The following is a 26,153-nucleotide window of genomic DNA, read 5'->3' on the forward strand; positions in this document are numbered from 1 at the left end:
CGCTGCTGTGCTCAGGCGAGGCCGAGCGACGGGCAGGGCGGTCCCCTCCGTGCCACGGAGTGCACCAGGAGGCGGGTGGGCGAGAGGCTCGGGCTCCGGTGCGCCGGGCGGGCGAGCGGGCGTGCGTCATCGAAAGCGGCGCCCACCACGGCGGCCGCGATCAGCAGCGGCCGGAAGGCGAAGGCGGCCACCGCGCGCAGCAGCCGGGCCAGCGCCGCCTCGCCCCGGCGCAGCCACAGCGCGGCCAGCAGTCCGACGGTCAGGTGGGCGGCGAGCAGCAGCCAGGGCACGGCCGGGCCCGGGTGGGTCAGCAGGGAGGCCGCGCTCTGCGGGGTGCCCATGGCCCCCAGCGTGCCGCCGCCGCACAGCACATCGACGCCGACCGCGCGCAGGGCGCCGGCGACGGGCCCGCCGGCCGGTCCGTAACAGACGTGCTGGCCGGTGGTGAAGACGGTGTCGGCGGCCAGTTCCAGCGGGACCAGCGCCCCGGCGATGGCCCAGAAGCCGCGCTCGCGCCCGGCGAGCGCGTACGCGATGACGAACACCGCGGCGGCCGCCGAGGCCACCAGCGTGAGCGGCAGCGCGACCCGGGAGAGAAGCACGTGGGACGCGGCGGAGAGCGTCACGACGAGCGCCGTGAAAAGCGCCGCGCGTGCCGCTCTGAGCTGCGTCCCGGATATGTCCATCGCGGAGGAGTGTCCCATGTCCCGCTGTATGCCGTGCCTAAGAATTCGCCTAAGAGTTCGGTGAGACTACAGTCCCGGGATCCGGCCGTTGCGGAACAGGTCGACGAAGATCTGGTGGTCGCCGCGGGCACGCGCCCCGTAGGAGTGCGCGAAGTCCACCAGGAGAGCGGCGAAGCCCTCCTCGTCGGCGGCGATGGCCGCGTCGATGGCGCGCTCGGTGGAGAACGGCACCAGCTCCGAGTGGCCGCTCTCGTCGTCGGCCGCCGCGTGCATGGTGGCGGTGGCCCGGCCGAGGTCGGCGACGACCGAGGCGATCTCGTCGGGATCGTCGATGTCCGACCAGTCCAGATCCACCGCGTACGGCGAGACCTCGGCGACCAGCTGGCCCGCGCCGTCCAGCTCGGTCCAGCCCAGCCACGGGTCGGCGGCCGCCTGGAGCGCCCGCTGCGAGATCACCGTGCGGTGCCCCTCGTGCTGGAAGTAGCCGCGCACCGCCGGGTCCGTGATGTGCCGGGACACCGCCGGGGTCTGCGCCTGCTTGATGTAGATGACCACATCGTTCTCCAGGGCGTCGCTGTGCCCCTCAAGGAGGATGTTGTACGAGGGCAGCCCGGCCGAGCCGATCCCGATGCCGCGCCGCCCCACGACGTCCTTCACGCGGTAGGAGTCCGGGCGCACCAGGCTCTCGTCGGGCAGCGTCTCCAGATAGCCGTCGAAGGCGGCGAGCACCTTGTAGCGGGTGGCCGCGTCCAGCTCGACCGAACCGTCTCCCTCGGTGAACCGGCGTTCGTGCTCGCGGATCTCGGTCATCGAGTCGAGCAGCGCGAACCTGGTCCGGGCGCGGGCGTCGCGCAGCGCGCCGAGCAGCGGGCCCTCGGCGGTGTCCAGGGTGAAGGGCGGCACCTCGTCCTCCTTGGCGCCGGTGGCCAGCGCGTGGATGCGCTCGCGGTAGGCGCCGGCGTAGGTGCGCACCAGGGCGGTGATCTGCTCGTCGCTGAACGCCTTGGTGTAGCCGATCAGCGCGAGCGAGGCGGCGAGCCGCTTCAGGTCCCAGGTGAAGGGGCCCACGTACGCCTCGTCGAAGTCGTTGACGTTGAAGATCAGGCGGCCGTTGGCGTCCATGTACGTGCCGAAGTTCTCGGCGTGCAGATCGCCGTGGATCCAGACCCGGCCGGTGCGCTCGTCCAGGTAGGGGCCGCCGCGCTCGTGCTCGTCCAGATCGGCGTAGAACAGGCAGGCCGTGCCCCGGTAGAAGGCGAACGCCGAGGCCGCCATCTTGCGGAACTTGACCCGGAAAGCGGCCGGATCGGCGGCCAGGAGCTCGCCGAAGGCGGTCTCGAAAACGGCGAGTATGTGCTCGCCGCGCTGCTCAGCGCTGGGCTGCGGGACCGACATCGCTGGTGCCTCCTGGTGCGTACTGCGTGCGTCGTGATCGGGGCCGTGCTGGTGCCCCTTCCAACGCGCGACCGTACCCCGGAGTGCCCCGCGGGTGTCAGCGGGGCGACGTAGACTCCGAGGCTGTCCCCCTCGCTCTGCGAACCCCCCTGCCGCTGGAGGCCACAGCCGTGACTGGCACGTCCAAGACACCGTTCACGCACCTTCACGTACACACCCAGTACTCGCTGCTGGACGGTGCCGCGCGGCTCAAGGACATGTTCGAGGCCTGCAACGAGATGGGCATGACGCACATCGCGATGTCCGACCACGGCAACCTGCACGGTGCCTACGACTTCTTCCATTCGGCGAAGAAGGCGGGCGTCACGCCGATCATCGGCATCGAGGCGTACGTCGCCCCCGAGTCGCGCCGCAACAAGCGCAAGATCCAGTGGGGTCAGCCCCACCAGAAGCGCGACGACGTGTCCGGTTCGGGTGGTTACACGCACAAGACGATCTGGGCGGCGAACCGGACGGGCCTGCACAACCTCTTCAAGCTCTCCTCGGACGCGTACGCCGAGGGCTGGTTGCAGAAGTGGCCCCGGATGGACAAGGAGACGATCTCCCAGTGGTCGGAGGGGCTCATCGCCTCCACCGGCTGCCCCTCCGGCGAGCTCCAGACCCGGCTGCGCCTGGGCCAGTTCGACGAGGCGCTCAAGTCGGCCTCCGAGTACCAGGACATCTTCGGCAAGGACCGGTACTTCCTGGAGCTGATGGACCACGGCATCGAGATCGAGCGCCGGGTCCGCGACGGGCTCCTGGAGATCGGCAAGAAGCTCGGCATCCCGCCCCTGGTCACCAACGACTCGCACTACACCTACGCCCACGAGGCGACCGCGCACGACGCGCTGCTGTGCATCCAGACCGGCAAGAACCTCTCCGACCCGGACCGCTTCCGCTTCGACGGCACCGGCTACTACCTGAAGTCCACCGACGAGATGTACGCCATCGACTCCTCGGACGCCTGGCAGGAGGGCTGCGCCAACACCCTCCTGGTGGCCCAGCAGATCGACACGGCCGGCATGTTCGAGGCGAAGAACCTCATGCCGAAGTTCGACATCCCCGAGGGCTTCACCGAGGTCACCTGGTTCCAGGAGGAGGTGCGCCGGGGCATGGAGCGCCGCTTCCCCGGCGGCGTCCCCGAGGACCGCCAGAAGCAGGCCGAGTACGAGATGGACGTCATCATCCAGATGGGGTTCCCGGGGTACTTCCTCGTCGTCGCCGACTTCATCATGTGGGCCAAGAAGCAGGGCATCGCGGTGGGACCGGGCCGTGGTTCCGCGGCCGGCTCGATCGTCGCGTACGCCATGGGCATCACCGACCTCGACCCGATCCCGCACGGCCTGATCTTCGAGCGGTTCCTCAACCCCGAGCGCGTCTCCATGCCCGATGTCGACATCGACTTCGACGAGCGCAGGCGCGTCGAAGTGATCCGGTACGTCACCGAGAAGTACGGCGCCGACAAGGTCGCCATGATCGGCACGTACGGCAAGATCAAGGCGAAGAACGCCATCAAGGACTCCGCGCGCGTCCTTGGCTACCCGTACGCGATGGGCGACCGGCTCACCAAGGCGATGCCCGCGGACGTGCTCGGCAAGGGCATCGACCTCAACGGCATCACCGACCCCTCGCACCCCCGCTACAGCGAGGCCGGCGAGATCCGCGGGATGTACGAGAACGAGCCGGACGTCAAGAAGGTCATCGACACCGCCAAGGGCGTCGAGGGACTGGTCCGGCAGATGGGCGTGCACGCGGCGGGCGTGATCATGTCCAGCGAGCCCATCGTCGACCACGCCCCGATCTGGGTGCGGCACACCGACGGCGTGACCATCACGCAGTGGGACTACCCGCAGTGCGAGTCGCTCGGCCTGCTGAAGATGGACTTCCTGGGCCTGCGCAACCTCACGATCATGGACGACGCCATCAAGATGGTGAAGGCCAACAAGGGCATCGACCTGGAGATGCTCGCCCTCCCGCTGGACGACCCGAAGACCTTCGAACTGCTCTGCCGCGGTGACACCCTCGGCGTCTTCCAGTTCGACGGCGGCCCGATGCGCTCGCTGCTCCGCCAGATGCAGCCCGACAACTTCGAGGACATCTCCGCCGTCTCGGCCCTCTACCGGCCGGGCCCGATGGGCATGAACTCGCACATCAACTACGCGGAGCGCAAGAACGGCCGCCAGGAGATCACGCCGATCCACAAGGAGCTCAAGGAGCCGCTCGAAGAGGTGCTGGCGGTCACCTATGGCCTGATCGTCTACCAGGAGCAGGTCCAGAAGGCCGCCCAGATCATCGCCGGGTACTCGCTCGGCGAGGCCGACATCCTGCGCCGCGTGATGGGCAAGAAGAAGCCCGACGAGCTGGCGAAGAACTTCGTCCTCTTCCAGGCGGGCGCCCGCAAGAACGGCTACAGCGACGAGGCGATCCAGGCCCTGTGGGACGTCCTGGTCCCCTTCGCCGGCTACGCCTTCAACAAGGCCCACTCCGCCGCGTACGGCCTGGTCTCGTACTGGACCGGCTACCTGAAGGCGAACTACCCGGCCGAGTACATGGCCGCGCTGCTCACCTCGGTCAAGGACGACAAGGACAAGTCGGCGACGTACCTCAACGAGTGCCGCCGCATGGGCATCAAGGTGCTCCCGCCGAACGTGAACGAGTCCGAGCAGAACTTCGCCGCCCAGGGCGACGACGTGATCCTCTTCGGCCTCTCCGCGGTCCGCAACGTCGGTACGAACGTGGTGGAATCGATCATCCGCAGTCGCAAGGCCAAGGGGAAGTACGCCTCGTTCCCCGACTACCTCGACAAGGTCGAGGCGGTCGCCTGCAACAAGCGCACGACGGAGTCGCTGATCAAGGCGGGCGCCTTCGACACGATGGGCCACACCCGCAAGGGCCTCACCGCCCAGTTCGAGCCCATGATCGACAACGTGGTGCAGGTCAAGCGCAAGGAGGCCGAGGGCCAGTTCGACCTCTTCGGCGGCATGGGCGAGGCGGACACCACCGAGCCGGGCTTCGGCCTCGACGTCGAGTTCGGCGACGTGGAGTGGGAGAAGTCCTACCTGCTGGCCCAGGAGCGGGAGATGCTCGGCCTGTACGTCTCCGACCACCCGCTGTTCGGCCTGGAGCACGTGCTGTCCGACAAGGCGGACGCGGGCATCGGCCAGCTCACCGGCGGCGACTACTCGGACGGCTCGATCGTCACCATCGGCGGCATCATCTCCGGCCTCCAGCGCAAGATGACCAAGCAGGGCAACGCCTGGGCGATCGCCACGGTCGAGGACCTGGCCGGCTCCATCGAGTGCATGTTCTTCCCCGCCACCTACCAGCTGGTGTCGACCCAGCTGGTCGAGGACGCCGTGGTGTTCGTCAAGGGCCGCCTCGACAAGCGCGAGGACATCCCGCGCCTGGTCGCCATGGAGTTGATGGTCCCCGACCTGTCGTCGGCCGGTACCAACGCGCCGGTGGTCCTGACCATCCCCACCGTCAAGGTGACCCCGCCGATGGTCAGCAGGCTGGGCGAGATCCTGGGGCACCACAAGGGCAACACCGAGGTGCGGATCAAGCTCCAGGGGCCGCGCTCGACGACCGTGCTGCGGCTCGACCGGCACCGGGTCCAGCCCGATCCGGCCCTTTTCGGCGACCTGAAGGTGCTGCTCGGCCCGGCCTGCCTGGCCGGCTGAGCCCTGGGCCGCCTTTCACACGTCTTTCGCACGTCTTTGGCGCGTCTTTCGCACGCGTCGCGCACGGGAAAGGGGCGCACCCCATGGGGTGCGCCCCTTTCCCGCTGTGTACGGCTAGTTGTGACCGAAGCGGCGCTGGTGCTTACGGGCAACATCTGCCGGGCTGCCCTGGGCCTGCGTCTGCGGCATTCCCTGGGACTCGTAGGCAGCGGACTTGGCCTGCTCCTGGCCGCGCTCGGCTGCGTTGGAGCGGTCCTGCTGACTGCCCGACTTGCGGTTCTTGTTCTTGGCCATGGTGATGCCTCCTGTGGGGGAACTCGGGGCCAGGGCCGCTGTCAGACTCACACACCTTGACAAAGAGCGCATTTCGGGCCACTACCGTGAGTGAGGGTGCGAAGTCTTCCCAATCCGCCACGCCGATGATCGAGTTCCGGACGTCAACCCTTGCGCGGTCGGGCAGACTCGAAGGAAACCCCGAAGTTCATTCGGTGATCTCCCGAACCCCAGCTCCTGATTCTTTTTTCTTTGGCTTTTCGGTTCCCGAAAGAGGGTGGAACGCATGGACCGCTGCGTCGTCCTGGTGGATGCCGGTTACCTGCTCGGCGCCGCCGCGAGTCTGCTCGCCGGAGAACCGGCCCGCTCGCGCATCACCGTCGACCATGCCGCCCTGATCCAGGGACTCCGCGAGCGCGCGGAAGCCGATACCGAGCAACCACTGCTGCGGATCTACTGGTTCGACGGCGCCCCCGACCGCGTGCCGCAGCCGGAGCACCGGCGACTGCGCGTGATGCCCAGGGTGACGGTCCGCCTCGGCGCGCTGACCCGCAGCGACGGCCGCTGGGCGCAGAAGGGCGTGGACGCGGCCATGCACGCCGAGCTGACCGAACTGGCCCGCAACCGCGCCTGCTCGGACGTGGTCCTGGTGACCGGCGACGGCGATCTCCTGCCCGGTCTGATGTCCGCCAAGGAACACGGCGTCGCCGTGCACCTGTGGGCCGTACAGGCCGCCGACGGCGACTACAACCAGTCCGAGGACCTCGTCGCGGAGGCCGACGAGCGCCGGGTGCTCGACCGCGCCTGGATCACCCGCGCGGTCCGGGCCAAGGACCTCAGCGGGATCTGCGCCCCCGCGCCCGCGCCCCGCCCGGAGATCGCCGCGATCCTCTCCGCGCCGCTGCCCGAGTCGGCGCTCGCCGCATCGGCCGAGCGGGCCGCCGAGGCCCAGGCGGTGGCCGCCCGAAACGGCACCGCCCAGCCTGAGGCCCCGGGCGAGAACGGCACCGCGATGCCCGCCCCCGGCGGCGCCAAGGGCGTACCGACACCGAAGGATCTGGCCGGGCTGCGCGGGCCGGCCAGCAGCCCCGCGCCGGCCCCGGCCGCTTCGGCGACCCTGCGCTGGTCCTCCGACAAGGGCTGGGTGGAGCGCCCCGGTGCGGCGCTCGGCGAGTCCCCCGAGACGGCCTCCCTGCCGACGCTGGCGCAGCTCACCAGTGCCGAGCAGCGCTGGGCCGACCGCGAGGAGGACATCACGACGGTCGGCGGCGACCCCTACGAGGTGGGCCAGGTCTTCGCGCGGCGCTGGATGGAACGCCTCCCCGAGCCCTCGCACGTGCAGAAGCTGTCCACGATGTATCCGCGCATCCCGCACCGCATCGACGGTGAACTCCTGCGCTACGCCGCCCGGTTCGGCCTCCTCGCGCACAAGGACGACCAGATCGACGAGCACGACAGGTACGCGATCCGGGCCGGGTTCTGGCGCGAGATCGACGTCCGGGCGGCGGCCGAACGGCAGCCGGTCGGCGAGTAGCCGGACGTGTGGGGTGGCTTGGAACCGCCCCCGGGGCGGGGCGGCCCGCTCGACCCCTTAGGCTCGTTCCCCGTGAGTACCGGCACAGCAGCGGCGCGGGCCGGCACCGTTTGCGCGGTGCGGGGCCTGATCAAGACGTACCCCGCGGCGCGGGGCAGACGGGGCGCACCCGGTACGCCCGAGGTCAGGGCCACCGACGGGGTGAGCCTGGAGGTGACCGGCGGCGAGATCTTCGGGTTGCTCGGGCCCAACGGCGCGGGCAAGTCCACCCTCGTACGCCAGCTCACCGGGCTCATGCGGCCCGACGCCGGCTCCGTCGAGGTGCTCGGGCACGACCTGGTGCGACACCCCGAACGGGCCGCCCGCCTCATCGCCTACCTCGGCCAGGAATCCACCGCGCTCGACGAGCTGACCGTCGCGCTCGCCGCCGAGACCACCGGGCGGCTGCGCGGACTCACCCTGCGCGCCGCCCGCGCCGAACGCGACGACGTACTGGCCGAACTCGGCCTTGACGAGATCGCCGGACGCCCGCTCAAGAAGCTCTCCGGCGGCCAGCGGCGCCTGGCCTGTTTCGCCACCGCCCTCGTCGGCGAGCGCCCCGTGCTCGTCCTGGACGAACCCACCACCGGCATGGACCCGGTGGCCCGGCGCGCGGTGTGGGCGGCCGTCGACCGGCGGCGGGCGGAGCGCGGCGCGACCGTGCTCCTCGTCACCCACAACGTCATCGAGGCCGAGACCGTGCTCGACCGGGTCGCCGTGATCGAACGCGGCAAGGTCATCGCCTGCGACACCCCCGCCGGACTGAAGGCCCGCGTCGCCGACGAGGTGCGGGTCGAGCTCGTGTGGCGCGACCGCGCGCCCATCGAGGTCCCCGAGGTCGCTGCGCTGCGTGCGGCGGCCCAGGAGTCGGGGCGGCGCTGGACGCTGCGGCTGAGCCCTGAGCGGGCGCGGGCCGCCGTCGCCACCGTCACCGGCGGCCCGGCCTTCGCGGCCCTCGACGACTTCACCCTGGCCACGCCGAGCCTCGAAGACGTCTACCTCGCCCTCGGCGGCCGCACGGAAGGGCTGGTGAAGGCATGAGCGCCATTCCCCTGGAGAGCGGCGTGGAGGCCGTGGGCGGCCGGGCTCCGGCGAGCGGCACCGCCGAGCGCCGCACCGACGCCCCGCTCGCCCCCCGCGCCCGGCTGCTGCCCGCGCTCGCCGCCGTCTACCGTGCCCAGCTCTCGCGGGCCCGGGTGGCCCGCATCCCGCTGCTGTTCGTCGCCACCTTCCAGTCCATCGGCATCATGATCCTCATGCGCGGGGTCGTGGACGGCGGGAGCGAGGCGCGGGCCGTGGTCGCCGGATCCAGCGTGCTCGTCGTCGCGTTCGTCGCGCTCAACCTGCTCGCCCAGTACTTCGGGCAGCTGCGGGCCGGCGGCGGTCTCGACCACTACGCGACGCTGCCCGTGCCGCCCGCCTCCGTGGTGCTCGGCACGGCGGGGGCGTACGCCTCCTTCACCGTGCCCGGAACGGCGGTCACGGCCGTGTTCGGCTGCGTCCTGTTCGGGCTGCCGATGGGGCACCTGTGGGTCCTCGCCGCGGTGATCCCGCTCGCCGGCGCCGCGCTCGCCGGGCTCGGAGCGGCGCTCGGGCTGCTCGCGCCGCGCCAGGAACTCGCCACGCTGTTCGGCCAGTTGGGGATGTCGGCCGCGCTGCTGCTCGGGGTGCTCCCGGCCGGGCGCATGCCCGGACCCATCGCGTACGCACGTGATCTGCTGCCCTCCACCTACGGCGTGGAGGCCTTCGCGCGCAGCTTCGACGCGCGCCCCGACTGGGGCGTCGTCGGGCTCGACCTCGCCGTGTGCGCGGCCGTCGGCGCCGTCTCGCTGGCCGTGGCCGCGTGGGCCTATCGTCGGGCGGCGGTCCGGTGAGGCAGCGCACAGCCACGCCTGGCACGATGTCAGGGTGACCGCACCTCTGACACCGCCTCCCCAGCAGCCGCCGGACAACGACCCGTGGCAGACGCACACCGGGAGCTCGCACCCCGGGCCCGTCGAGGAGGTACCCGCAGTGAAGAAGGACGTGCGGGACGCGGTGCTCATCGCCCTCGTGGTGACGCTGACCGGCGTGGTGCTCGGGCTGCTGTGGCTCTGGCTGGCGCCCCGGGTGCCGCTGATCGCCGACGACAAGGCCGTCTTCCTCAAGGACACCGAGGGGGAGGAGGCGATCGGCGGCGACGGAACGTTCATCTTGCTCGCGCTCGGCCTCGGCGCCCTCACCGCCGGTGCGGTCTTCCTGTTCCGCAGGCGCGGCGGCATCGCGGTGGTCCTCGGCCTCGCGGTCGGCGCCCTGCTCGGCTCCGTGCTCGCCTGGCGCCTGGGCATCTGGCTCGGGCCCAACCAGGACGTGGTGGCGGCGGCCAAGGCGGCCGGCAAGGGCGTCACCTTCGACGCCCCGCTCAAGCTCAACGCCAAGGGCGCGCTGCTGACCTGGCCGTTCGCCGCGATGGCCGTCCACCTGGGCCTCACCGCGCTGTTCGGGCCGCGCGACCCGGAACCGGAGTGGGTGCCGGGACCCATGGACGAGATCGGACCGCTCGACTCCGGATCCTCCGGCTCATCGCGGCCGTAGGGCGACGGCGGCCCGGGGCGCTATGCGGGCCGCCTCCCGTGGTTGGCCCGGCCCTTCTTGACGCGCCACTTGCGCTTGCGGGTCCGCTTCGACATGGGCGTACCTCCCGTTCTCGGGTTGTAGCCGAGGACGGGAGGTACGTCGAGCCCCTGGGCGCGGGCTCTTACCCGCGCCCGATCGGAGCCAGTACGGCGTCGGTGAGGGCCGCCAGATCCGCGGGGGACAGCTCGACCTCCAAGCCGCGGCGGCCCGCCGAGACGCAGATCGTCGGATGCCCGGACGCCGAGTCGTCCAGGACCGTGCGCAGCTTCTTGCGCTGGCCCAGCGGGGAGATGCCACCCCGCACGTAGCCGGTGGTGCGCTCGGCCGCCGCCGGATCGGCCATCGCCGCCCGCTTGCCGCCGACCGCCGAGGCCAGTGCCTTCAGATCGAGCGAGCCCGCCACCGGGACCACCGCCACCGTCAGCTCGCCGTCCACGTCGGCGACCAGCGTCTTGAAGACCCGCTCGGCACTCACCCCGAGGGCCTGCGCCGCTTCCTCCCCGTACGAGGCGGCCGCCGGGTCGTGTTCGTAGGCGTGCACGGTGAACGCCGTGCCCGCCCGGGTCAGCGCGACCGTCGCCGGGGTCCCCGCGGACTGCTGCTTCTTCTTGGCCAAGGCGGCCCTCCGGTCGGTCAGTTGGGGCTGGTGGGGGCGCGGGTCAGGTCCACCGCCGGGAGCGAGGGGAGGTGGCGGATGACCGCGGTCTCCTGGCGCAGCAGGTGCAGTTCCTCGCGCAGCCGCGTCGCGGTGTCGGGGGCCTGGAGCAGGCGCTGCTTGGCCGGGACGTCCAGGACCGCGGCGGCGGCGACCAGGTAGGACACCACCGACGGCTCGTCGGGGAGGTCCGCGGTACCGGCGAGCGAGCGCTCGCGGGCCCCGGCGAGCCGCTTCTGGTACGAGCGGAAGGCGCGCAGGACGCCCTCGGCGAGCGCGCCCGCCTCCTCGCCCGACTCCTCCGGAATCTCCTCGATCTCGGCCGTCAGATACGGCCCGCTCGCGTCGACCGACAGGATGCGCACCCGGGTCGTGCCCGTGGCGAGCACCTCGAAGCTGCCGTCCGAGCGCTCCCGGATGGTGGCCGCGTCCGCGACGCAGCCCACCCGGTGGAAGGCCTGGATCGGGTCGGGGCCGAAGCCGGCCGCCGGTCCCTTCTCGGGCTGCGCGGTCTGGTCGGGCAGACCGGGTGCGGTCGGCGCGACCTCGCGGCCGTCCCGGATCGCCACGACGGCGAAGCGGCGCGGCTCGTCGCCGGCTTCGTCGGGCGCGGCGGAGCCGGATCCGTCGGTGCCGGTCTTCAGCAGATCGCGCATCATGGCGCGATAACGCTCCTCGAAGATGTTCAGCGGCAGGACGAGCCCGGGGAACAGAACCGAGTTGAGCGGGAAGAGTGGGAGGCGTGCGGTGGTCACAACGCTCAAGCGTAATGGCCGCCGGACCGGGCTTGTCCGGGCTTCGCCCGCTCCCGCCCCCACGGCATGCCCGCGGCGACCTCGGTTCCCACGAACTCACGTAGTTCCAGGAACTGGCCCAGCGGATCGGCGGCCAGATGCAGCCACGGAAAAGACGTCGCGTACGGCCCGATACGCCGGAATTCCTCCAGCGTTTCCGGCCACCGCCCGCGAATGGCGAGGACGTACGCGAGCAGGTTGCGGACCTCGGCCGGCCACGGGTCGCCCGTCTCGTAGGCGGCGGACAGTTCGATGGCGAGGTCGGCCGCCGCGTCGATGCGCTCGTACGGGATCGCCCGGCCGGCGCCGCCCACCAGGTAGGCGAAGGCCGCGCGGGCCGGGAGCGCGCGGATCAGGGAGCCCGGCAGCGAGTCCTCGGCGGCCCGCTCGGCGAAGTCGAAGCACTCGCGGTGCGAGCCGTACCACTGGGCGGAGAGGTACTGCAGCGCCGCCACGTGGCAGCCGTAGTGGTGCGAGGAACGGCGTATGGCCTCGCCCCACAGTTCCTCGAAGACGGTGTGCGGTGCGTGGGTGCCGCGGGCGTGGTCGAGGGCGATCCGCCAGGGCACCGGGTCGGCCGGGTCGCCGTCCGCCGCCGAGTGGATCAGTGGGGCCACCTCGCGCAGCCGCTCGGCGCGGGCCGGTGAGCCCCAGGCCTGGACGATCGCCAGCTCGGCCTTGACGAGCAGGGCGTCCGGGTCGCGGGGCGCGGCCGCCAGCCAGTCGGCGAGCCAGTCCGGTCTGCTGACCGCGAAGGCCGCGAGCCGCACCGTGTAGCGGTCGCGGTTCTCCCACTCGGCCAGTTCGCGGGTGACGGCGAGCAGTTTCGCCGCCGCCCCGTACTCACCGAGCGCCGCCGAGACCAGCACGGGAGCGAGCCGGGCGTCGGGGGCGTCGAGCAGCACTTCTCGGCCATCCGGCAGCCCGGCGGCGAGGTGGGGCGTATGCCTGGCCCGCCGTGCGGTGCGGATCAGCGCGGATACGAAAGTCATGGTGTGGACCATTGAAATCCGCAGGTGGGAGCCACGCCAGGGGGGTCACTGTGAAGCTTCTGTATCGGTGGTGAGGGTTGTACGGCGCGAAGTCAAGGCCCGGCAAATTCGGCCGCCGACGGCCCGTGGAGGTGTCCGCGCCGGCCCCGCGAAATGGTGCCGCGCGATGTTCCCGCGCCCCAACTCACCCTCTGCGCAAGAGCCGTGAGGCCCCGGCCGCCACCGTCGTCGCCAGGATCCAGCCCAGCATGATCAGCAGGGCCGCCCCCCACTGCCACGCGCCGGTGAGTTTCCAGTAGCCGTCCTGGCCCAGGTTGATCACGGGGATGAGGAGGTCGAGCGCGTAGAGCGGTGCGTTCCACTGGGGGTGCTCGTCGGCCTTGATCGGCTGGGGGTCGTAGTGCGAGAAGGCGAGCGTGCCCGCCGCCCACAGGACCGCCATCCACAGCGCGGCCCGGCCCGGCCGGTAGCCGTACGCCACCGTCAGGTCCTGGAGCACCCCCCACGCCTTCGCGGCCAGCGGCAGCGTCTCGCGGCGCCGGCGCTGCTTGGCCAGCAGCACCTCGCGGGCGTCGGAGTCCTCGCCGCTGTTGCGCAGCACCGCCGCGAGGCGCTCGTACGGCTCCGGGGCGTACTCGGGGGTCGCCGCCGTCACCCAGTCGAGCCGTTCGGCCAGCGTGAAGGTGCCGATCGGAATGAGGTTCTCGTAGGCGAAGCCGTTCATCGCCAGGTTGCCCGGCCCCGGCCAGCTGTCCGCCATGTCGACCAGGTTCACCACCCGGGCGCCGGACAGCACCACCTTGCCGCGCTCCGGGCGCTGACCGGTGAAGCGCAGCTCCGGGGTCTGGATGCGGCGCAGCGACAGCTCCTGGGAATCGGTCAGGACGATCCGGGACTGCGCGAGGTCCACCGCGTCCCCGAACCGCCCGTCGTCAAGGCGAAGCCCGCCCCGGCATTCGAACGGCTGAATAAGGGTGCCCCGCACGGGCGTGTTGGTGTAGTTCGTCCCGTACGGCGGTGTGGTGCCCGCCTCGTTGCCGCTCGGGTAGACCGCCGCCGAGGTCAGATACAGGGTGCGCTCGACGGTCAGCTGCGGGGCGTTGAGCGCCCGCTGGCCGTCCGGGTTGATCAGCCTGCTGCCGCGCAGGCTCAGGGTCACACCGACCTTGGCGGCCCGCAGGCTCACCTCCCCGTACGACTCGATCAGGTCGGCCTGGAGGTCCTGGGCGACGGAGAGCCCGTCGGCCGCGATCGCCCGGCCCCTGCGGTCGGCGTGCACCACGACCTGGCTGAGCAGGAGGTCGGTGCCGATGTGCGCGTCGGTCAGCCGGATGCCGCCGGCGACCCGGCAGCGCGGCAGGTGCAGATCGCCCTCGGTGGTCAGCCGGGCCGCCTCGACCCGCGGAATCGCGCAGCTCACCAGGCGCAGCGTGGTGAAGTGCGCCTCGGGGAGCAGCAGTTCGTTCTCGAAGCGGCAGTTGTTCAGCTCGACGTACGGGGTGACGGTGCCGCCCGACAGGTTCAGCGTGCCGGTGATCTGCACCCCGTTGAGCTTGAGCGCCGCGACCCGGCCCGGCAGCGCCGGCGGCCCGCTGAGCAGCAGGAGCGCCACCACCCTGGCCCGCACGCTGCGCTCGGGGCCCCAGGGACGGACCGAAAACGGATCGTCGCGCACCGGATTGCGGGTGCGCAGATCGTACGTACTGCCGTTGCGGAAGGCCTGCCACAGTCCCAGCTCCGCCGGACTGAGCCAGTCCGGCGCCTCCCCGACATCGGGCGCTTCGGTCAATGCCGTCCCCCTCGCCGTCCACCCTGACAGGAGTAACGCTAGTGCCCGGGGGTGACAGCGGGTGACGTCCGGGTTGCGTATCAGCCACTGATACAGGCGTCCAGTGCTTACGAGCCGTCTGAGAGAATTGGATACGTGATCTCCCGAATCGATCTGCGCGGCAACACCCTCCCCGAGGGTGGCGCCCTGCGCGACCTGCTGCCCCGTGCCGAGTTCGACGTGGAAGCCGCCCTGGAGAAGGTGCGGCCCATCTGCGAGGACGTGCATCATCGCGGCACGGCGGCGCTCATCGAGTACGCGGAGAAGTTCGACGGCGTGCGCCTCACCGAGGTGCGGGTGCCCGCCGAGGCGCTCAAGGAAGCCCTGGAACAGCTCGACCCGCAGGTCAGGGCCGCTCTGGAGGAGTCGATCCGGCGCGCCCGCATCGTCCACCGCGAGCAGCGCCGCGCCGAGCACACCACGCAGGTCGTGCCCGGTGGCACCGTGACCGAGAAGTGGGTGCCGGTCGAGCGCGTGGGTCTGTACGCACCCGGCGGCCGTTCGGTCTACCCCTCCTCCGTGATCATGAACGCGGTCCCGGCGCAGGAGGCGGGCGTGCCCTCGATCGCGCTGGCCTCCCCGCCGCAGAAGGAGTTCGGCGGTCTGCCGCACCCCACGATCCTGGCGGCCTGCGCGCTGCTCGGCGTCGACGAGGTGTACGCGGCGGGCGGCGCCCAGGCCGTCGCGATGTTCGCGTACGGCACCTCGGGGCCCGACGGATGTGCGCCCGCGAACATGGTGACCGGCCCCGGCAACATCTGGGTCGCGGCCGCCAAGCGCTACTTCACCGGCCGCATCGGCATCGACACCGAAGCCGGCCCGACCGAGATCGCCGTGCTCGCCGACGACACCGCCGACCCGGTGCACGTCGCCGCCGACCTGATCAGCCAGGCCGAGCACGACCCGCTGGCCGCCGCCGTCCTGGTCACCGACTCCCTCGCGCTCGCCGAAGCCGTCGAGAAGGAGCTGGCGCCGCAGGTCGCCGCGACCAAGCACATCGAGGACCGGATCAAGCCGGCGCTGGCCGGGCGTCAGTCCGCGATCGTCCTGGTCGACTCGCTCGAAGACGGCCTCAAGGTGGTCGATGCGTACGGCGCCGAGCACCTTGAGGTCCAGACCGCCGACGCCGCGGCCGTCGCCGGCCGGGTCCGCAACGCGGGCGCGATCTTCGTCGGCCCCTGGGCCCCGGTCTCGCTCGGCGACTACTGCGCGGGCTCCAACCACGTGCTGCCCACCGGCGGCTGCGCCTGCCACTCCTCGGGCCTGTCGGTGCAGTCCTTCCTGCGCGGCATCCACATCGTCGACTACACGCGCGACGCGCTCGCCGAGGTCGCCCACCACGTGGTGACCCTCGCCGAGGCCGAGGACCTGCCCGCGCACGGGGCGGCGCTCAAGGCTCGTTTCGGATGGAAGGTGCCGCAACAGTGACCGGCTTCGGCATCGACGACCTCCCCGTGCGGGACGAGTTGCGCGGCAAGTCCCCTTACGGCGCACCCCAGTTGGACACCCCCGTCCAGCTGAACACCAACGAGAACCCGTACCCGCTGCCGGAGCCGCTGGTGGCGCGGATCGCCGAGCGGGTCGCCGAGGCGGCCCGGAGCCTCAACCGCTACCCGGACCGGGACGCGGTCGAGCTGCGCACCGAGCTCGCCAAGTACCTCACCCGCACCGGCAAGCACCCGGTCGCGGTCGAGAACGTGTGGGCGGCCAACGGGTCCAACGAGGTCATCCAGCAACTGCTCCAGACCTTCGGCGGCCCCGGCCGCACCGCGATCGGCTTCGAGCCCTCGTACTCGATGCACGCGCTGATCGCCCGCGGCACCGGTACCGGCTGGATCTCGGGCCCGCGCAACGAGGACTTCACCATCGACCTCGCGGCGGCCGAGCGGGCCATCGCCGAGCACCGGCCGGACGTCGTCTTCATCACCTCGCCCAACAACCCGACGGGCACCGCGGTCGCCGCCGAGACGGTCCTCGCGCTGTACGAGGCCGCGCAGGCCGCGAAGCCCTCGATGGTGATCGTGGACGAGGCGTACGTCGAGTTCAGCCACCGCGACTCGCTGCTCCCGCTCGTCGAGGGCCGCCCGAACATGGTCGTCTCGCGGACCATGTCGAAGGCCTTCGGCGCGGCGGGCCTGCGCCTTGGCTACCTCGCCGCGCACCCGGCGGTGGTGGACGCGGTACAGCTCGTGCGGCTGCCCTACCACCTGTCCGCCGTCACCCAGGCGACCGCGCTGGCGGCCCTGGAGCACACCGACACGCTGCTCGGCTACGTCGAGCAGCTGAAGAAGGAGCGGGACCGGCTGGTCGCCGAGTTGCGCGCGATCGGCTACGAGGTGACCGAATCGGACGCCAACTTCGTCCAGTTCGGCCGCTTCCCGGACGCGCACACCGCCTGGCAGCAGATCCTCGACCGGGGCGTCCTGGTCCGTGACAACGGGGTGCCGGGGTGGCTGCGCGTCACCGCGGGGACCCCCTCGGAGAACGACGCGTTCCTCGACGCGGTCCGTCAACTCAAGAAGGAGCAGAGCGCATGAGCCGCGTTGGCAGGGTGGAACGCACCACCAAGGAGACCTCCGTCCTCGTGGAGATCGACCTGGACGGCACCGGCAAGGTCGACGTGTCGACGGGCGTCGGCTTCTACGACCACATGCTCGACCAGCTCGGCCGCCACGGCCTGTTCGACCTCACGGTCAAGACCGACGGCGACCTGCACATCGACACCCACCACACCATCGAGGACACGGCCCTCGCGCTCGGTGCCGCCTTCAAGCAGGCGCTCGGCGACAAGGTGGGCATCTACCGCTTCGGCAACTGCACCGTCCCGCTGGACGAGTCGCTCGCCCAGGTCACCGTCGACCTCTCCGGCCGCCCCTACCTCGTGCACACCGAGCCCGAGAACATGGCGCCGATGATCGGCGAGTACGACACCACGATGACCCGGCACATCTTCGAGTCCTTCGTGGCCCAGGCACAGGTCGCGCTGCACATTCACGTACCGTACGGACGCAATGCGCACCACATCGTGGAGTGTCAGTTCAAGGCGCTGGCGCGCGCACTGCGCTATGCCTCGGAGCGTGACCCGCGCGCTGCCGGAATCCTTCCTTCCACCAAGGGTGCGCTGTAAGCATGAACGGTCTCAACACCATACTGATCGTGGTCGGCCTCTTCCTGATCGGCGGAATCATCTCCTTCGTCAAGCAGGGGATGCCGAAGAGCCTGATCGTGCTGCTGACCATCGGTGCCGCGATGTGCCTGGTCGCGGGCGTCATGCGGCTGGACGTCTGGTCATGAGCGGATCCGCGAGGAAGGTCGTCGTCTTCGACTACGGCTTCGGGAACGTCCGGTCCGCCGAGCGCGCCCTGGCCCACGTCGGCGCCGACGTCGAGATCACCCGCGACTACGACAAGGCCATGAACGCCGACGGCCTGCTCGTCCCCGGCGTCGGTGCCTTCTCCGCCTGCATGAAGGGGCTGCGCGAGGCCCGCGGCGACTGGATCGTCGGGCGCCGGCTGTCCGGCGGCCGCCCGGTCATGGGCATCTGCGTCGGCATGCAGATCCTCTTCGAGCGCGGCATCGAGCACGGCGTCGAGACCGAGGGCCTGGACGAGTGGCCCGGCGTGGTCGAGCCGCTCAAGGCCCCGATCGTGCCGCACATGGGCTGGAACACCGTCGAGGCGCCGAAGGACAGCGAGCTGTTCGCGGGCCTGGACACCGAGGCCCGCTTCTACTTCGTGCACTCCTACGCCGTGCACGACTGGAGCCTCGAAGTCACCAACCCCAAGATCCGCGCACCCCGCGTCACCTGGGCCACCCATGGCGAACGGTTCGTCGCCGCGGTGGAGAACGGTGCGCTGTGGGCCACCCAGTTCCACCCCGAGAAGTCCGGCGACGCCGGAGCCCAGCTGCTGACCAACTGGATCGGAACCCTGTAATGGCTGCCAAGCTCGAACTCCTCCCCGCCGTGGACGTCCGCGACGGCCAGGCCGTCCGACTCGTCCACGGCGAGTCCGGTTCGGAGACCTCCTACGGCTCCCCCCTGGAGGCGGCCCTCGCCTGGCAGCGCTCCGGCGCCGAGTGGCTGCACCTGGTCGACCTGGACGCCGCGTTCGGCACCGGCGACAACCGCGCGCTGATCGCCGAGGTCGCGGGCGCCATGGACATCAAGGTGGAGCTGTCCGGCGGCATCCGCGACGACGCCTCGCTGGCCGCCGCGCTCGCCACCGGCTGCACCCGCGTCAACCTCGGCACCGCGGCACTGGAGACCCCCGAGTGGGTCGCCAAGGTCATCGCCGAGTACGGCGACCGGATCGCGGTCGGCCTGGACGTACGCGGCACGACGCTGCGCGGCCGCGGCTGGACCCGCGACGGCGGCGACCTGTACGAGACCCTGGCGCGCCTGGACTCCGAGGGCTGCGCGCGTTACGTCGTCACCGACATCGCCAAGGACGGCACGCTCCAGGGCCCCAACCTGGAACTCCTTCGCGACGTGTGCGCGGCGACCGACAAGCCGGTGGTGGCGTCCGGCGGGGTGTCCTGTCTGGACGACCTGCGGGCCATCTCCTCGCTCGTCCCGGCCGGTGTCGAGGGCGCGATCGTCGGCAAGGCCCTGTACGCGAAGGCCTTCACCCTGGAAGACGCGCTGAAGGCGGTCTCCGCATGAGCCACGAGGTTCGCAAGGTCTCCTCCGGCGCCCCCCTGGAGGAGCGCTTCGGCTACTCCCGCGCCGTGGAACTCCCCAACGGCCTTGTCCTGGTGGCCGGTTGCACGTCGACGGTCAACGGCCGCATCGACGAGGGCGGCCCCCACCAGCAGACGGTCACCGCGTTCGGCGTCGCCATCAAGGCACTTGAGGGCCTGGGCCTGGGCCGCGAGGACATCGTGCGCACCCGGATGTACCTCTCGCACGCGCGGGACGTGGAAGAGGTGGGCCGCGCCCACAAGGAGTTGTTCGACGACGTGCGCCCGGCGGCCTCGATGCTGATCGTGTCGGGTTTCGTGGACCCGAGCCTGGTGGTCGAGGTAGAGGTCGAGGCGTACCGGGGAGGTTCGGCGTCATGACCCTGGCGGTACGCGTGATCCCCTGCCTGGACGTGGACAACGGCCGGGTCGTCAAGGGCGTCAACTTCCAGAACCTGCGCGATGCGGGCGACCCGGTCGAGATGGCCAAGCTGTACGACGCCGAGGGCGCGGACGAGCTGACGTTCCTGGACATCACGGCGTCGTCCGGCAACCGCGAGACGACGTATGACGTGGTGCGCCGCACGGCGGAGCAGGTCTTCATCCCGCTGACGGTCGGCGGCGGCGTACGCAGCGCCGACGACGTCGACAAGCTCCTGCGGGCGGGTGCGGACAAGGTGGGTGTGAACACGGCCGCCATCGCCCGCCCCGACCTGATCCGCGAGATCGCGGAGCGCTTCGGCCGCCAGGTGCTGGTCCTCTCCGTCGACGCCCGCCGCACCGCGTCCGGCTCCTTCGAGGTGACGACCCACGGCGGGCGCAGGTCCGCCGGGATCGACGCGGTCGAATGGGCGCACCGGGCGGCCGAGTTGGGGGCGGGGGAGATCCTGCTCAACTCGATGGACGCGGACGGGACGAAGGACGGCTACGACACCGAGATGATCGCGGCGGTCCGCCGCCACGTCAGCGTGCCGGTGATCGCGTCCGGCGGCGCGGGCCGCCTGGAGCACTTCCCGCCCGCGATCGCGGCGGGCGCGGACGCGGTGCTGGCCGCGTCAGTGTTCCACTTCGGCGAGCTGCGGATCGCGGAGGTCAAGGAAACCCTGGCGAAGGCGGGCCACCCGGTCCGCTGAGCCGGGCGAAGGGCCCGGGGGTTCGCCCCTGGGCCCTTCGTCTGCCCATATGTGCAGGATTAATTGCGCAACTTTTATTGCGCAAGTTTTCTTTCGTATCTACTCTTGGTGTCATGACAGCGAAGGAACCCCGCAGGATCACCGACGTGGACACATTGAAGGCGTTCGGTCATCCCCTGCGCATGAAGCTGTACCGGGCCCTGTTCGTGGCCCGCACGGCCACCGCCTCCCAGCTCGCCGAGCAGGTCGACGAGGCGGTCTCGCTGGTCAGCTACCACCTGCGCAAGCTCGCCGACCACGGTCTGATCGAAGCGGCCGAACCGCAGGGCGCGGACGGCCGCGAGCGCTGGTGGCAGACGAGCTCACAGGGGTTGAGCTTCCGGCAGGAGGACTTCCGGGACGCCCCCGAGAAGGCCGCCGCGCACGCCTCGGTCACCCGGCTGATCTTCCAGCAGCGCAGCGACAGCTACCTCCGCTATCTGGACGAGGCGCAGGCCTGGCCCGACGAGTGGAAGAACGCCGCCTCCAGCTCCGATTCGGTGGCCCGGCTCAGCGCCCGGGAACTCGCCGCGCTCACCGACGAGATCCTCGCCCTGATCCGGAGGTACGACGAACAGGGCCGGGCTGCCGAGGCCGGCGGTGACGGCGAGGGACGCGAGAACGTCGCCCTGCACCTGTACGGCTTTCCCTTCCGCGCCTGACGCCACCCCACCCCGACCGCACGAGAGGACCCGCCCCTCCCATGAGCGCCACCCTCACGGCCCCGACAGCCCCCGCCGAGCGCGCCGCGCACCGGGACGGAAACGTGCTGCGCTGGCTCGGCGCCTACACGTCCTCGCTGGTTGGCGACAGCGTGTACTACATGGCGCTGTCCTGGGCGGCCGCCCAGTCCGGCAGCGCCGCCCAGGCGGGCCTGGTGCTCGCCGTGGGCGCCGTTCCGCGGGCGCTGCTGATGCTCGGCGGGGGAGTCGTCGCCGACCGGTTCGGGCCGCGCCGGGTCGTCATCGCGAGCGACGCCGTGCGCTGCGTGGTGATCCTGGCGATGGCCGCGGCCCTGCTCCTCGCCAGCCCCGGCCTGTGGCTGCTCATCTCGGTGGCCCTGGTGTTCGGGGCGGTGGACGCGGTGTTCCTGCCGGCTGTGGGCGCACTGCCGCCGCGCATCACCGGGACGGGCCAGCTGGCCCGCATCCAGGGTCTGAAGGGCCTCGCCGCCCGCATCGCCACCATCACAGGTGCCCCGCTCGGCGGTCTCGCCGTGGCACTCGGCGGCTCGGCCGCGGCCTTCGCCGCGGCCGGTGCGCTGTTCGCCGTCTCCACCGCGCTGCTGACCGGAGTGCGCATCGCCGCGGCGTCGGCCGACGGCGCCAAGGACAGGGGCGCGGCGGGCCGCGAACTCGTGGACGGGCTGCGCTACGTCCGCGGCCACCCCGTCCTCTTCCCGCTGATGCTGGTCATCGCCATCGGCGAGCTGGGCTTCGCGGGGCCGCTCAACATCGGGCTCACCCTGCTTGCCGAGGAGCGCGGCTGGGGCGCCGCCGGCATGGGGTGGATCGTCGCCGCGTTCGGTACGGGTGCGGGCCTCGTGTCGCTGATGCTCTCGGTCCGCGGCCGGGTCCCGCGCGCCGGGCTCGTCCTGCCGGCGTCCCTGCTCGGCGGCGTGGCGTCCATTGCGGGCCTCGCCTACGCTCCCTCGGTGCTGCTCGCCGCCACCGCCGGACTCTTCATCGGTCTGCTCGCCGGGCTGAGCGGCGCCCTGTGCGGGGCGCTGCTCCAGCTGGCCACCGACCAGGCCTACCTCGGCCGGGTCAGCTCGGTGTCCGCCCTTTTCACCCTCGGCGTCGCGCCGCTCAGCTACCCGGTGACGGGCGCCGCGATCGGCGCCTGGGGGACGACGCCCGTCTTCCTGGTCAGCGCCGGGGTGTGCGCGACGGGAGCCCTGATCGGCCTGGCTTCCGCGAACCTGCGCCGCGCCGAGCTCCCCCGATAGGTCAACTGCCCTATGGGCAACCGGAGTTCAGAACCCCAGCTTGGCCTCGATCGCTCGTGTCGTGGCGTCCTTCTCGCCCTCGATCTCGACCTGCGCCGCCTCCTGGCGGCCGGACGCGAACAGTGTCAGTTCGCCCGGCTCGCCGGTCACCGTCACCACCGGGGTGCCCTTGTGCGCCACCGCGGTCTGGCCGTCCGGGCGGCGCAGCACGATGCCGACCGGCGACTTGCGGCCCATCAGCCGGGCCGCCTTCTCCAGGCGGGACCACAGCGCGTCCGAGAACACCGGGTCGAGTTCGCGGGGCGTCCAGTCCGGCTGGGCCCGGCGGACGTCCTCGGAGTGGACGTAGAACTCCACCGCGTTGGCACCCTCGTCCACCTGCTTGAGGTTGTACGGGGAGTACTTCGGCGGGCCCGTGCGGATCAGCTGGATCAGTTCCTCGTACGGCTTGGCGGCGAATTCCGCCTGGACCCGGTCGAGGCGGCTCTTCAGCGCGGGGATCAGTATCCCGCCCGCGGCGTCCAGGCGCCGTTCGCGCACCACGACGTGGGCCGCGAGTTCCCGGGTGGTCCAGCCCTCGCAGAGGGTGGGGGCCTCGGGGCCCGCGGACTCCAACAGGTCGGCGAGCAGAAGCCGTTCACGCTTGGCATGGGTCGACATGTCCGCCAGCGTACGGCCGTCGAAGTCGTCCGGACAGTGGACGCACCGCCCTGGAGCCCGCGCGGTCACGGCAGAATGGGGGCATGACCAGCAATCTCGACCCCGCCATCGCCGCCCGCCTCAAGCGGAGCGCCGACGGTCTGGTCCCGGCCATCGCCCAGCAGTACGACACCGGTGAGGTGCTCATGCTCGGCTGGATGGACGACGAGGCCCTGCACCGCACCCTGACCACCGGCCGGTGCACCTACTGGTCGCGCAGCCGCCAGGAGTACTGGGTCAAGGGCGACACCTCCGGGCACGTCCAGCACGTGAAGTCGGTCGCGCTCGACTGCGACGCCGACACGATTCTGGTCAAGGTCGACCAGGTGGGCGCGGCCTGCCACACGGGTGACCGCACCTGCTTCGACGCCGACGTACTCGACCTCGGGAAGTAGCCCTCATGGATCTGGAGACGTTCCGCAAGCTCGCCGTCGACCGCCGGGTCATCCCGGTCCACCGCCGCCTCCTCGCGGACGGCGACACCCCGGTCGGCCTCTACCGCAAGCTCGCCGCCGAGCGCCCCGGCACCTTCCTGCTGGAATCCGCGGAGAACGGCCGCTCCTGGTCGCGGTACTCCTTCGTGGGCGTACGGTCCGCGGCGACCCTCACCTCGCGCGACGGCGAGGCCCACTGGATCGGCACCCCGCCGGTCGGCGTGCCCACCTCGGGTGATCCGCTGCGGGCCCTGAAGGCCACCGTCGAGGCCCTGCACACCCCGCGCGACATGGTCTCGGGCATGCCCCCGTTCACCGGCGGCATGGTCGGCTACCTCGGCTACGACATCGTGCGCAGGCTCGAAAAGATCGGTGAGCACGGCGGTGACGACCTCCGGCTGCCCGAGCTGACCATGCTGCTGACCTCGGACCTCGCGGTGCTCGACCACTGGGACGGCTCGGTCCTGCTGATCGCCAACGCGATCAACCACAACGACCTCGACACCGGGGTGGACGAGGCGTACACCGACGCGGTGGCCCGGCTCGACGCGATGGAGCGGGACCTCGCCAAGCCCGCCGAGTACGCGCCGGTCGCGCTGCCCGAGTCGGAGCTTCCCGAGTACACGGCGCTGTGGGGCGGCCCGGCCTACCAGGCCGCCGTCGAGGACATCAAGGAACGCATCCGGGCCGGCGAGGCCTTCCAGGTGGTGCCCTCGCAGCGCTTCGAAACCCCGTGCGGGGCGAGCGCGCTGGACGTCTACCGGGTGCTGCGGGCCACCAACCCGTCGCCGTACATGTACCTGTTCCGTTTCGACGGCTTCGACGTCGTGGGCTCCAGCCCCGAGGCGCTCGTCAAGGTCGAGGACGGGCGGGCGATGGTCCACCCGATCGCCGGGACCCGGCCGCGCGGCGCCACCCCGCAGCACGACCAGGCGCTCGCCGACGAACTGCTCGCCGACCCCAAGGAGCGCGCCGAGCACCTCATGCTCGTCGACCTCGGCCGCAACGACCTGGGCCGGGTGTGCGAACCCGGATCGGTGGAGGTCGTGGACTTCATGTCGATCGAGCGGTACTCGCACGTGATGCACATCGTGTCGACCGTGACCGGCCGGGTGGCCCCGGGACGCACCGCCTTCGACGTCCTGACGGCCTGTTTCCCGGCCGGCACGCTCTCCGGTGCCCCCAAGCCCCGCGCGATGCAGATCATCGAGGAGCTGGAACCCAGCCGCCGCGGGCTCTACGGGGGCTGTGTCGGCTACCTCGACTTCGCGGGCGACCTGGACACGGCGATCGCCATCCGCACCGCACTGCTGCGGGACGGTACGGCGTACGTGCAGGCCGGAGCCGGTGTGGTGGCCGACTCCGACCCGGTGGCGGAGGACAACGAGTGCCGCAACAAGGCGGCCGCGGTCCTGCGCGCCGTCAACACGGCCAATCGGCTCAGCCGGTGAAAGCGGCGGTTCCGTTCGGGGTGCCGAGCCCCGACGGGCCGTCGTATCCGCTGCCTCCCTTGCACAGGTAGCTCGGGGAGCAGCTGCCGTTCGAGCCGCTCGTCACGTCGTTGAGCGAGCCGGTGTGGGCGTACGGGAACGAGGCCGGAGTGGAACCCGAGGACGGGGTGCCGGCCAGCGCGTACACCGCGGCGATCAGCGGCGAGGACGCGCTGGTGCCGCCGAAGACCTCCCAGCCCGGGTCGCCGCCGTAGGTGTCGTACACGGCGACACCCGTGGCGGGGTCGGCCACCGCGGAGACGTCGGCGACGGTCCGCTTCGAGCAGCCGGTGTCCTTCTGCCAGCTGGGCTTGGTGTCGTAGGCCGAGCAGCCGGAACCGGCGCCGCTCCAGATGGTGTCGGTCCAACCGCGGGTGTTCGAGGCGGACTTGAGCGAGGTGCCGCCGACGGCGGTGACGTAGCGGGACGCCGCCGGGTACTCGGTGCCGTAACCGTTGTCACCGGAGCTCACGGTGATCGCGACGCCCGGGTGGTTGAAGTACTTGGAGTCGTACGTCGTGTCGGAGGAGGACTCGCCGCCGCCGTAGCTGTTGGACACGTACTTCGCGCCGAGCGAGACGGCCGTGTTGACGGCCGTGCCGAGGTTGGCCATGGAGGCGGTCTTCGCCTCCACCAGCAGGATCTTGCAGTTGGGGCAGGCCGCGCTGACCATGTCGAGGTCGAGGGATATCTCCTCGGCCCAGCCCGCGTTGGCGCTCGGCAGGGTGGACGTGCCGCTCTGACCGACCTTCTTGAAGCAGCCGTTGGCCGTGGTGCAGGCCGAAAGTCCGTACTGCGCACGGTATTTGCCGAGGTCGGCCTCCGCGCTGGGGTCGTCGTAGGCGTCGACGATCGCCACCGTGTGGCCCGAACCGGCCGACGAGGACGGAAGCTTGTAGGCCGCCTGGAGCGAGGCGGGGCCGTAGCCGGAGGGCGCGGCCGCGGCGGTCAGCGCGCGTTCGGCGTTGGCGGACTGGACCGTGCCGCCGGTCACCTTGAGCGCCTTGCAGGCCATGACGTCCTTGTGCGTGGGGGTCGCACAGGAACGCACGGTGGTGACGTGCGCCGCGGTGGAAGAGGTGGCCGCCTGGGCGAGGGGAGTTGCCAGGGCGAGCGCTGCCGCGGCCAGTGTGGCGGCCGCGGCGGTGGGGGAAAGGGATCTGCGCAACTTACTGCCTCCGTGAGTTGGGTGAACCAGG

General features: G+C 71.3%; 26 protein-coding genes. 17 read left to right on the top strand and 9 right to left on the bottom strand.

Annotated features, from left to right (window positions below; genetic code table 11):
- Positions 1-11: 11 nt before the first annotated feature.
- Both OG522_RS27365 and OG522_RS27370 read right to left on the bottom strand, forming a co-directional pair.
- A complete protein-coding gene (locus OG522_RS27365; RefSeq protein WP_329467756.1) occupies positions 12-686 on the bottom strand; it encodes a hypothetical protein in 675 nt (224 codons plus the stop codon).
- Positions 687-752: 66 nt separating this feature from the next.
- Positions 753-2,081 (bottom strand): DUF2252 domain-containing protein, encoded by a 1,329-nt coding sequence (locus OG522_RS27370; protein ID WP_329465663.1) that lies wholly within the window; start codon positions 2,079-2,081, stop codon positions 753-755.
- A gap of 170 nt (positions 2,082-2,251) precedes the next feature.
- Between OG522_RS27370 and dnaE the strand changes: the two genes are divergently transcribed.
- Positions 2,252-5,800 carry a DNA polymerase III subunit alpha gene (dnaE, locus tag OG522_RS27375; protein ID WP_329465664.1) on the top strand — a complete coding sequence of 1,183 codons (3,549 nt, stop codon included), beginning with the start codon at positions 2,252-2,254 and terminating at the stop codon, positions 5,798-5,800.
- Positions 5,801-5,914: 114 nt separating this feature from the next.
- Here the strand turns inward: dnaE and OG522_RS27380 are convergent, their stop codons facing one another.
- Complete coding sequence (locus OG522_RS27380) at positions 5,915-6,094, bottom strand: hypothetical protein (protein ID WP_329465665.1); 180 nt, start codon at positions 6,092-6,094, stop codon at positions 5,915-5,917.
- A 256-nt stretch (positions 6,095-6,350) separates the two neighbouring features.
- Between OG522_RS27380 and OG522_RS27385 the strand changes: the two genes are divergently transcribed.
- The 4 genes from OG522_RS27385 to OG522_RS27400 all read left to right on the top strand — a co-directional run bounded on the left by OG522_RS27385 (position 6,351) and on the right by OG522_RS27400 (position 10,220).
- Positions 6,351-7,607, top strand: coding sequence for an NYN domain-containing protein (locus OG522_RS27385; RefSeq protein ID WP_329465666.1), 1,257 nt, complete (start codon positions 6,351-6,353; stop codon positions 7,605-7,607).
- A gap of 72 nt (positions 7,608-7,679) precedes the next feature.
- Entirely contained in the window at positions 7,680-8,687 is a 1,008-nt protein-coding gene (locus tag OG522_RS27390) for an ABC transporter ATP-binding protein (protein WP_329465667.1), read from the top strand.
- Positions 8,684-9,520 (top strand): ABC transporter permease, encoded by an 837-nt coding sequence (locus OG522_RS27395; protein WP_329465668.1) that lies wholly within the window; start codon positions 8,684-8,686, stop codon positions 9,518-9,520. Before OG522_RS27390 ends, OG522_RS27395 begins: the two co-directional genes overlap by 4 nt.
- A 34-nt stretch (positions 9,521-9,554) precedes the next feature.
- Positions 9,555-10,220, top strand: a complete 666-nt coding sequence (locus OG522_RS27400) for an ABC transporter permease (protein ID WP_329465669.1) — start codon at positions 9,555-9,557, stop codon at positions 10,218-10,220.
- 163 nt (positions 10,221-10,383) lie between these two features.
- Here OG522_RS27400 and ybaK read toward each other — a convergent pair whose 3' ends face one another.
- The 4 genes from ybaK to OG522_RS27420 all read right to left on the bottom strand — a co-directional run bounded on the left by ybaK (position 10,384) and on the right by OG522_RS27420 (position 14,492).
- Complete coding sequence (gene ybaK / locus OG522_RS27405) at positions 10,384-10,878, bottom strand: Cys-tRNA(Pro) deacylase (RefSeq protein WP_329465670.1); 495 nt, start codon at positions 10,876-10,878, stop codon at positions 10,384-10,386.
- A 17-nt stretch (positions 10,879-10,895) separates the two neighbouring features.
- Positions 10,896-11,672, bottom strand: coding sequence for an LON peptidase substrate-binding domain-containing protein (locus tag OG522_RS27410; RefSeq protein WP_329465671.1), 777 nt, complete (start codon positions 11,670-11,672; stop codon positions 10,896-10,898).
- Between the two features lie 5 nt (positions 11,673-11,677).
- Positions 11,678-12,715 carry a hypothetical protein gene (locus OG522_RS27415; RefSeq protein WP_329465672.1) on the bottom strand — a complete coding sequence of 346 codons (1,038 nt, stop codon included), beginning with the start codon at positions 12,713-12,715 and terminating at the stop codon, positions 11,678-11,680.
- A gap of 172 nt (positions 12,716-12,887) precedes the next feature.
- Positions 12,888-14,492 (bottom strand): oxidoreductase, encoded by a 1,605-nt coding sequence (locus OG522_RS27420; RefSeq protein WP_329465673.1) that lies wholly within the window; start codon positions 14,490-14,492, stop codon positions 12,888-12,890.
- A 135-nt stretch (positions 14,493-14,627) separates the two neighbouring features.
- On the opposite strand from OG522_RS27420, the gene hisD reads away from it, so the two are divergent.
- From hisD to OG522_RS27470, 10 genes are all read left to right on the top strand, one after another.
- Positions 14,628-15,959 (top strand): histidinol dehydrogenase, encoded by a 1,332-nt coding sequence (gene hisD, locus OG522_RS27425; protein WP_329465674.1) that lies wholly within the window; start codon positions 14,628-14,630, stop codon positions 15,957-15,959.
- The gene (locus tag OG522_RS27430) at positions 15,956-17,068 is read left to right on the top strand and encodes a histidinol-phosphate transaminase (protein WP_329465675.1); all 1,113 of its coding nucleotides are present in this window, start codon (positions 15,956-15,958) and stop codon (positions 17,066-17,068) included. Before hisD ends, OG522_RS27430 begins: the two co-directional genes overlap by 4 nt.
- Entirely contained in the window at positions 17,065-17,658 is a 594-nt protein-coding gene (hisB, locus tag OG522_RS27435; protein ID WP_329465676.1) for an imidazoleglycerol-phosphate dehydratase HisB, read from the top strand. The genes OG522_RS27430 and hisB overlap by 4 nt, the downstream gene beginning before the upstream one ends.
- A gap of 2 nt (positions 17,659-17,660) precedes the next feature.
- On the top strand, positions 17,661-17,825 hold the full coding sequence (locus tag OG522_RS27440) for a hypothetical protein (protein WP_329465677.1): 165 nt from the start codon (positions 17,661-17,663) through the stop codon (positions 17,823-17,825).
- Entirely contained in the window at positions 17,822-18,466 is a 645-nt protein-coding gene (gene hisH / locus OG522_RS27445) for an imidazole glycerol phosphate synthase subunit HisH (RefSeq protein WP_329465678.1), read from the top strand. Before OG522_RS27440 ends, hisH begins: the two co-directional genes overlap by 4 nt.
- Positions 18,466-19,194: a bifunctional 1-(5-phosphoribosyl)-5-((5-phosphoribosylamino)methylideneamino)imidazole-4-carboxamide isomerase/phosphoribosylanthranilate isomerase PriA gene (priA, locus tag OG522_RS27450; protein WP_329465679.1), complete on the top strand. Its 729-nt coding sequence runs from the start codon at positions 18,466-18,468 to the stop codon at positions 19,192-19,194. The genes hisH and priA overlap by 1 nt, the downstream gene beginning before the upstream one ends.
- Positions 19,191-19,592, top strand: coding sequence for a RidA family protein (locus tag OG522_RS27455; RefSeq protein WP_329465680.1), 402 nt, complete (start codon positions 19,191-19,193; stop codon positions 19,590-19,592). Before priA ends, OG522_RS27455 begins: the two co-directional genes overlap by 4 nt.
- Positions 19,589-20,344, top strand: a complete 756-nt coding sequence (gene hisF, locus OG522_RS27460) for an imidazole glycerol phosphate synthase subunit HisF (RefSeq protein WP_329465681.1) — start codon at positions 19,589-19,591, stop codon at positions 20,342-20,344. Before OG522_RS27455 ends, hisF begins: the two co-directional genes overlap by 4 nt.
- 113 nt (positions 20,345-20,457) lie before the next feature.
- The gene (locus OG522_RS27465; protein ID WP_329465682.1) at positions 20,458-21,045 is read left to right on the top strand and encodes an ArsR/SmtB family transcription factor; all 588 of its coding nucleotides are present in this window, start codon (positions 20,458-20,460) and stop codon (positions 21,043-21,045) included.
- Between the two features lie 41 nt (positions 21,046-21,086).
- A complete protein-coding gene (locus tag OG522_RS27470) occupies positions 21,087-22,331 on the top strand; it encodes an MFS transporter (protein WP_329465683.1) in 1,245 nt (414 codons plus the stop codon).
- Positions 22,332-22,358: 27 nt separating this feature from the next.
- Here OG522_RS27470 and OG522_RS27475 read toward each other — a convergent pair whose 3' ends face one another.
- Complete coding sequence (locus OG522_RS27475) at positions 22,359-22,991, bottom strand: TIGR03085 family metal-binding protein (protein ID WP_329465684.1); 633 nt, start codon at positions 22,989-22,991, stop codon at positions 22,359-22,361.
- 83 nt (positions 22,992-23,074) lie between these two features.
- On the opposite strand from OG522_RS27475, the gene hisI reads away from it, so the two are divergent.
- Together hisI and OG522_RS27485 are read left to right on the top strand one after the other, a co-directional pair.
- Positions 23,075-23,425, top strand: coding sequence for a phosphoribosyl-AMP cyclohydrolase (gene hisI, locus OG522_RS27480; protein ID WP_329465685.1), 351 nt, complete (start codon positions 23,075-23,077; stop codon positions 23,423-23,425).
- Positions 23,426-23,430: 5 nt separating this feature from the next.
- The gene (locus OG522_RS27485; protein WP_329465686.1) at positions 23,431-24,915 is read left to right on the top strand and encodes an anthranilate synthase component I; all 1,485 of its coding nucleotides are present in this window, start codon (positions 23,431-23,433) and stop codon (positions 24,913-24,915) included.
- On the opposite strand, the gene OG522_RS27490 is transcribed toward OG522_RS27485, so the two are convergent.
- Complete coding sequence (locus tag OG522_RS27490) at positions 24,905-26,122, bottom strand: S53 family peptidase (RefSeq protein WP_329465687.1); 1,218 nt, start codon at positions 26,120-26,122, stop codon at positions 24,905-24,907. The genes OG522_RS27485 and OG522_RS27490 overlap by 11 nt on opposite strands.
- Positions 26,123-26,153: the final 31 nt, after the last annotated feature.

Source organism: Streptomyces sp. NBC_01431, assembly GCF_036231355.1.
Taxonomy (GTDB): Bacteria; Actinomycetota; Actinomycetes; order Streptomycetales; family Streptomycetaceae; genus Streptomyces.

What these genes read in the sequence shown, in the direction of transcription:
- OG522_RS27475 (WP_329465684.1), bottom strand. Translation starts at nt 22,991, where the DNA reads ATGTCGACCCATGCCAAGCGTGAACGGCTTCTGCTCGCCGACCTGTTG.
- hisI (WP_329465685.1), top strand. Translation starts at nt 23,075, where the DNA reads ATGACCAGCAATCTCGACCCCGCCATCGCCGCCCGCCTCAAGCGGAGC.
- OG522_RS27380 (WP_329465665.1), bottom strand. Translation starts at nt 6,094, where the DNA reads ATGGCCAAGAACAAGAACCGCAAGTCGGGCAGTCAGCAGGACCGCTCC.
- OG522_RS27485 (WP_329465686.1), top strand. Translation starts at nt 23,431, where the DNA reads ATGGATCTGGAGACGTTCCGCAAGCTCGCCGTCGACCGCCGGGTCATC.
- OG522_RS27365 (WP_329467756.1), bottom strand. Translation starts at nt 686, where the DNA reads ATGGACATATCCGGGACGCAGCTCAGAGCGGCACGCGCGGCGCTTTTC.
- OG522_RS27395 (WP_329465668.1), top strand. Translation starts at nt 8,684, where the DNA reads ATGAGCGCCATTCCCCTGGAGAGCGGCGTGGAGGCCGTGGGCGGCCGG.
- OG522_RS27470 (WP_329465683.1), top strand. Translation starts at nt 21,087, where the DNA reads ATGAGCGCCACCCTCACGGCCCCGACAGCCCCCGCCGAGCGCGCCGCG.
- hisH (WP_329465678.1), top strand. Translation starts at nt 17,822, where the DNA reads ATGAGCGGATCCGCGAGGAAGGTCGTCGTCTTCGACTACGGCTTCGGG.
- OG522_RS27415 (WP_329465672.1), bottom strand. Translation starts at nt 12,715, where the DNA reads ATGGTCCACACCATGACTTTCGTATCCGCGCTGATCCGCACCGCACGG.
- hisB (WP_329465676.1), top strand. Translation starts at nt 17,065, where the DNA reads ATGAGCCGCGTTGGCAGGGTGGAACGCACCACCAAGGAGACCTCCGTC.
- OG522_RS27370 (WP_329465663.1), bottom strand. Translation starts at nt 2,081, where the DNA reads ATGTCGGTCCCGCAGCCCAGCGCTGAGCAGCGCGGCGAGCACATACTC.
- OG522_RS27440 (WP_329465677.1), top strand. Translation starts at nt 17,661, where the DNA reads ATGAACGGTCTCAACACCATACTGATCGTGGTCGGCCTCTTCCTGATC.
- OG522_RS27455 (WP_329465680.1), top strand. Translation starts at nt 19,191, where the DNA reads ATGAGCCACGAGGTTCGCAAGGTCTCCTCCGGCGCCCCCCTGGAGGAG.
- hisF (WP_329465681.1), top strand. Translation starts at nt 19,589, where the DNA reads ATGACCCTGGCGGTACGCGTGATCCCCTGCCTGGACGTGGACAACGGC.
- OG522_RS27465 (WP_329465682.1), top strand. Translation starts at nt 20,458, where the DNA reads ATGACAGCGAAGGAACCCCGCAGGATCACCGACGTGGACACATTGAAG.
- priA (WP_329465679.1), top strand. Translation starts at nt 18,466, where the DNA reads ATGGCTGCCAAGCTCGAACTCCTCCCCGCCGTGGACGTCCGCGACGGC.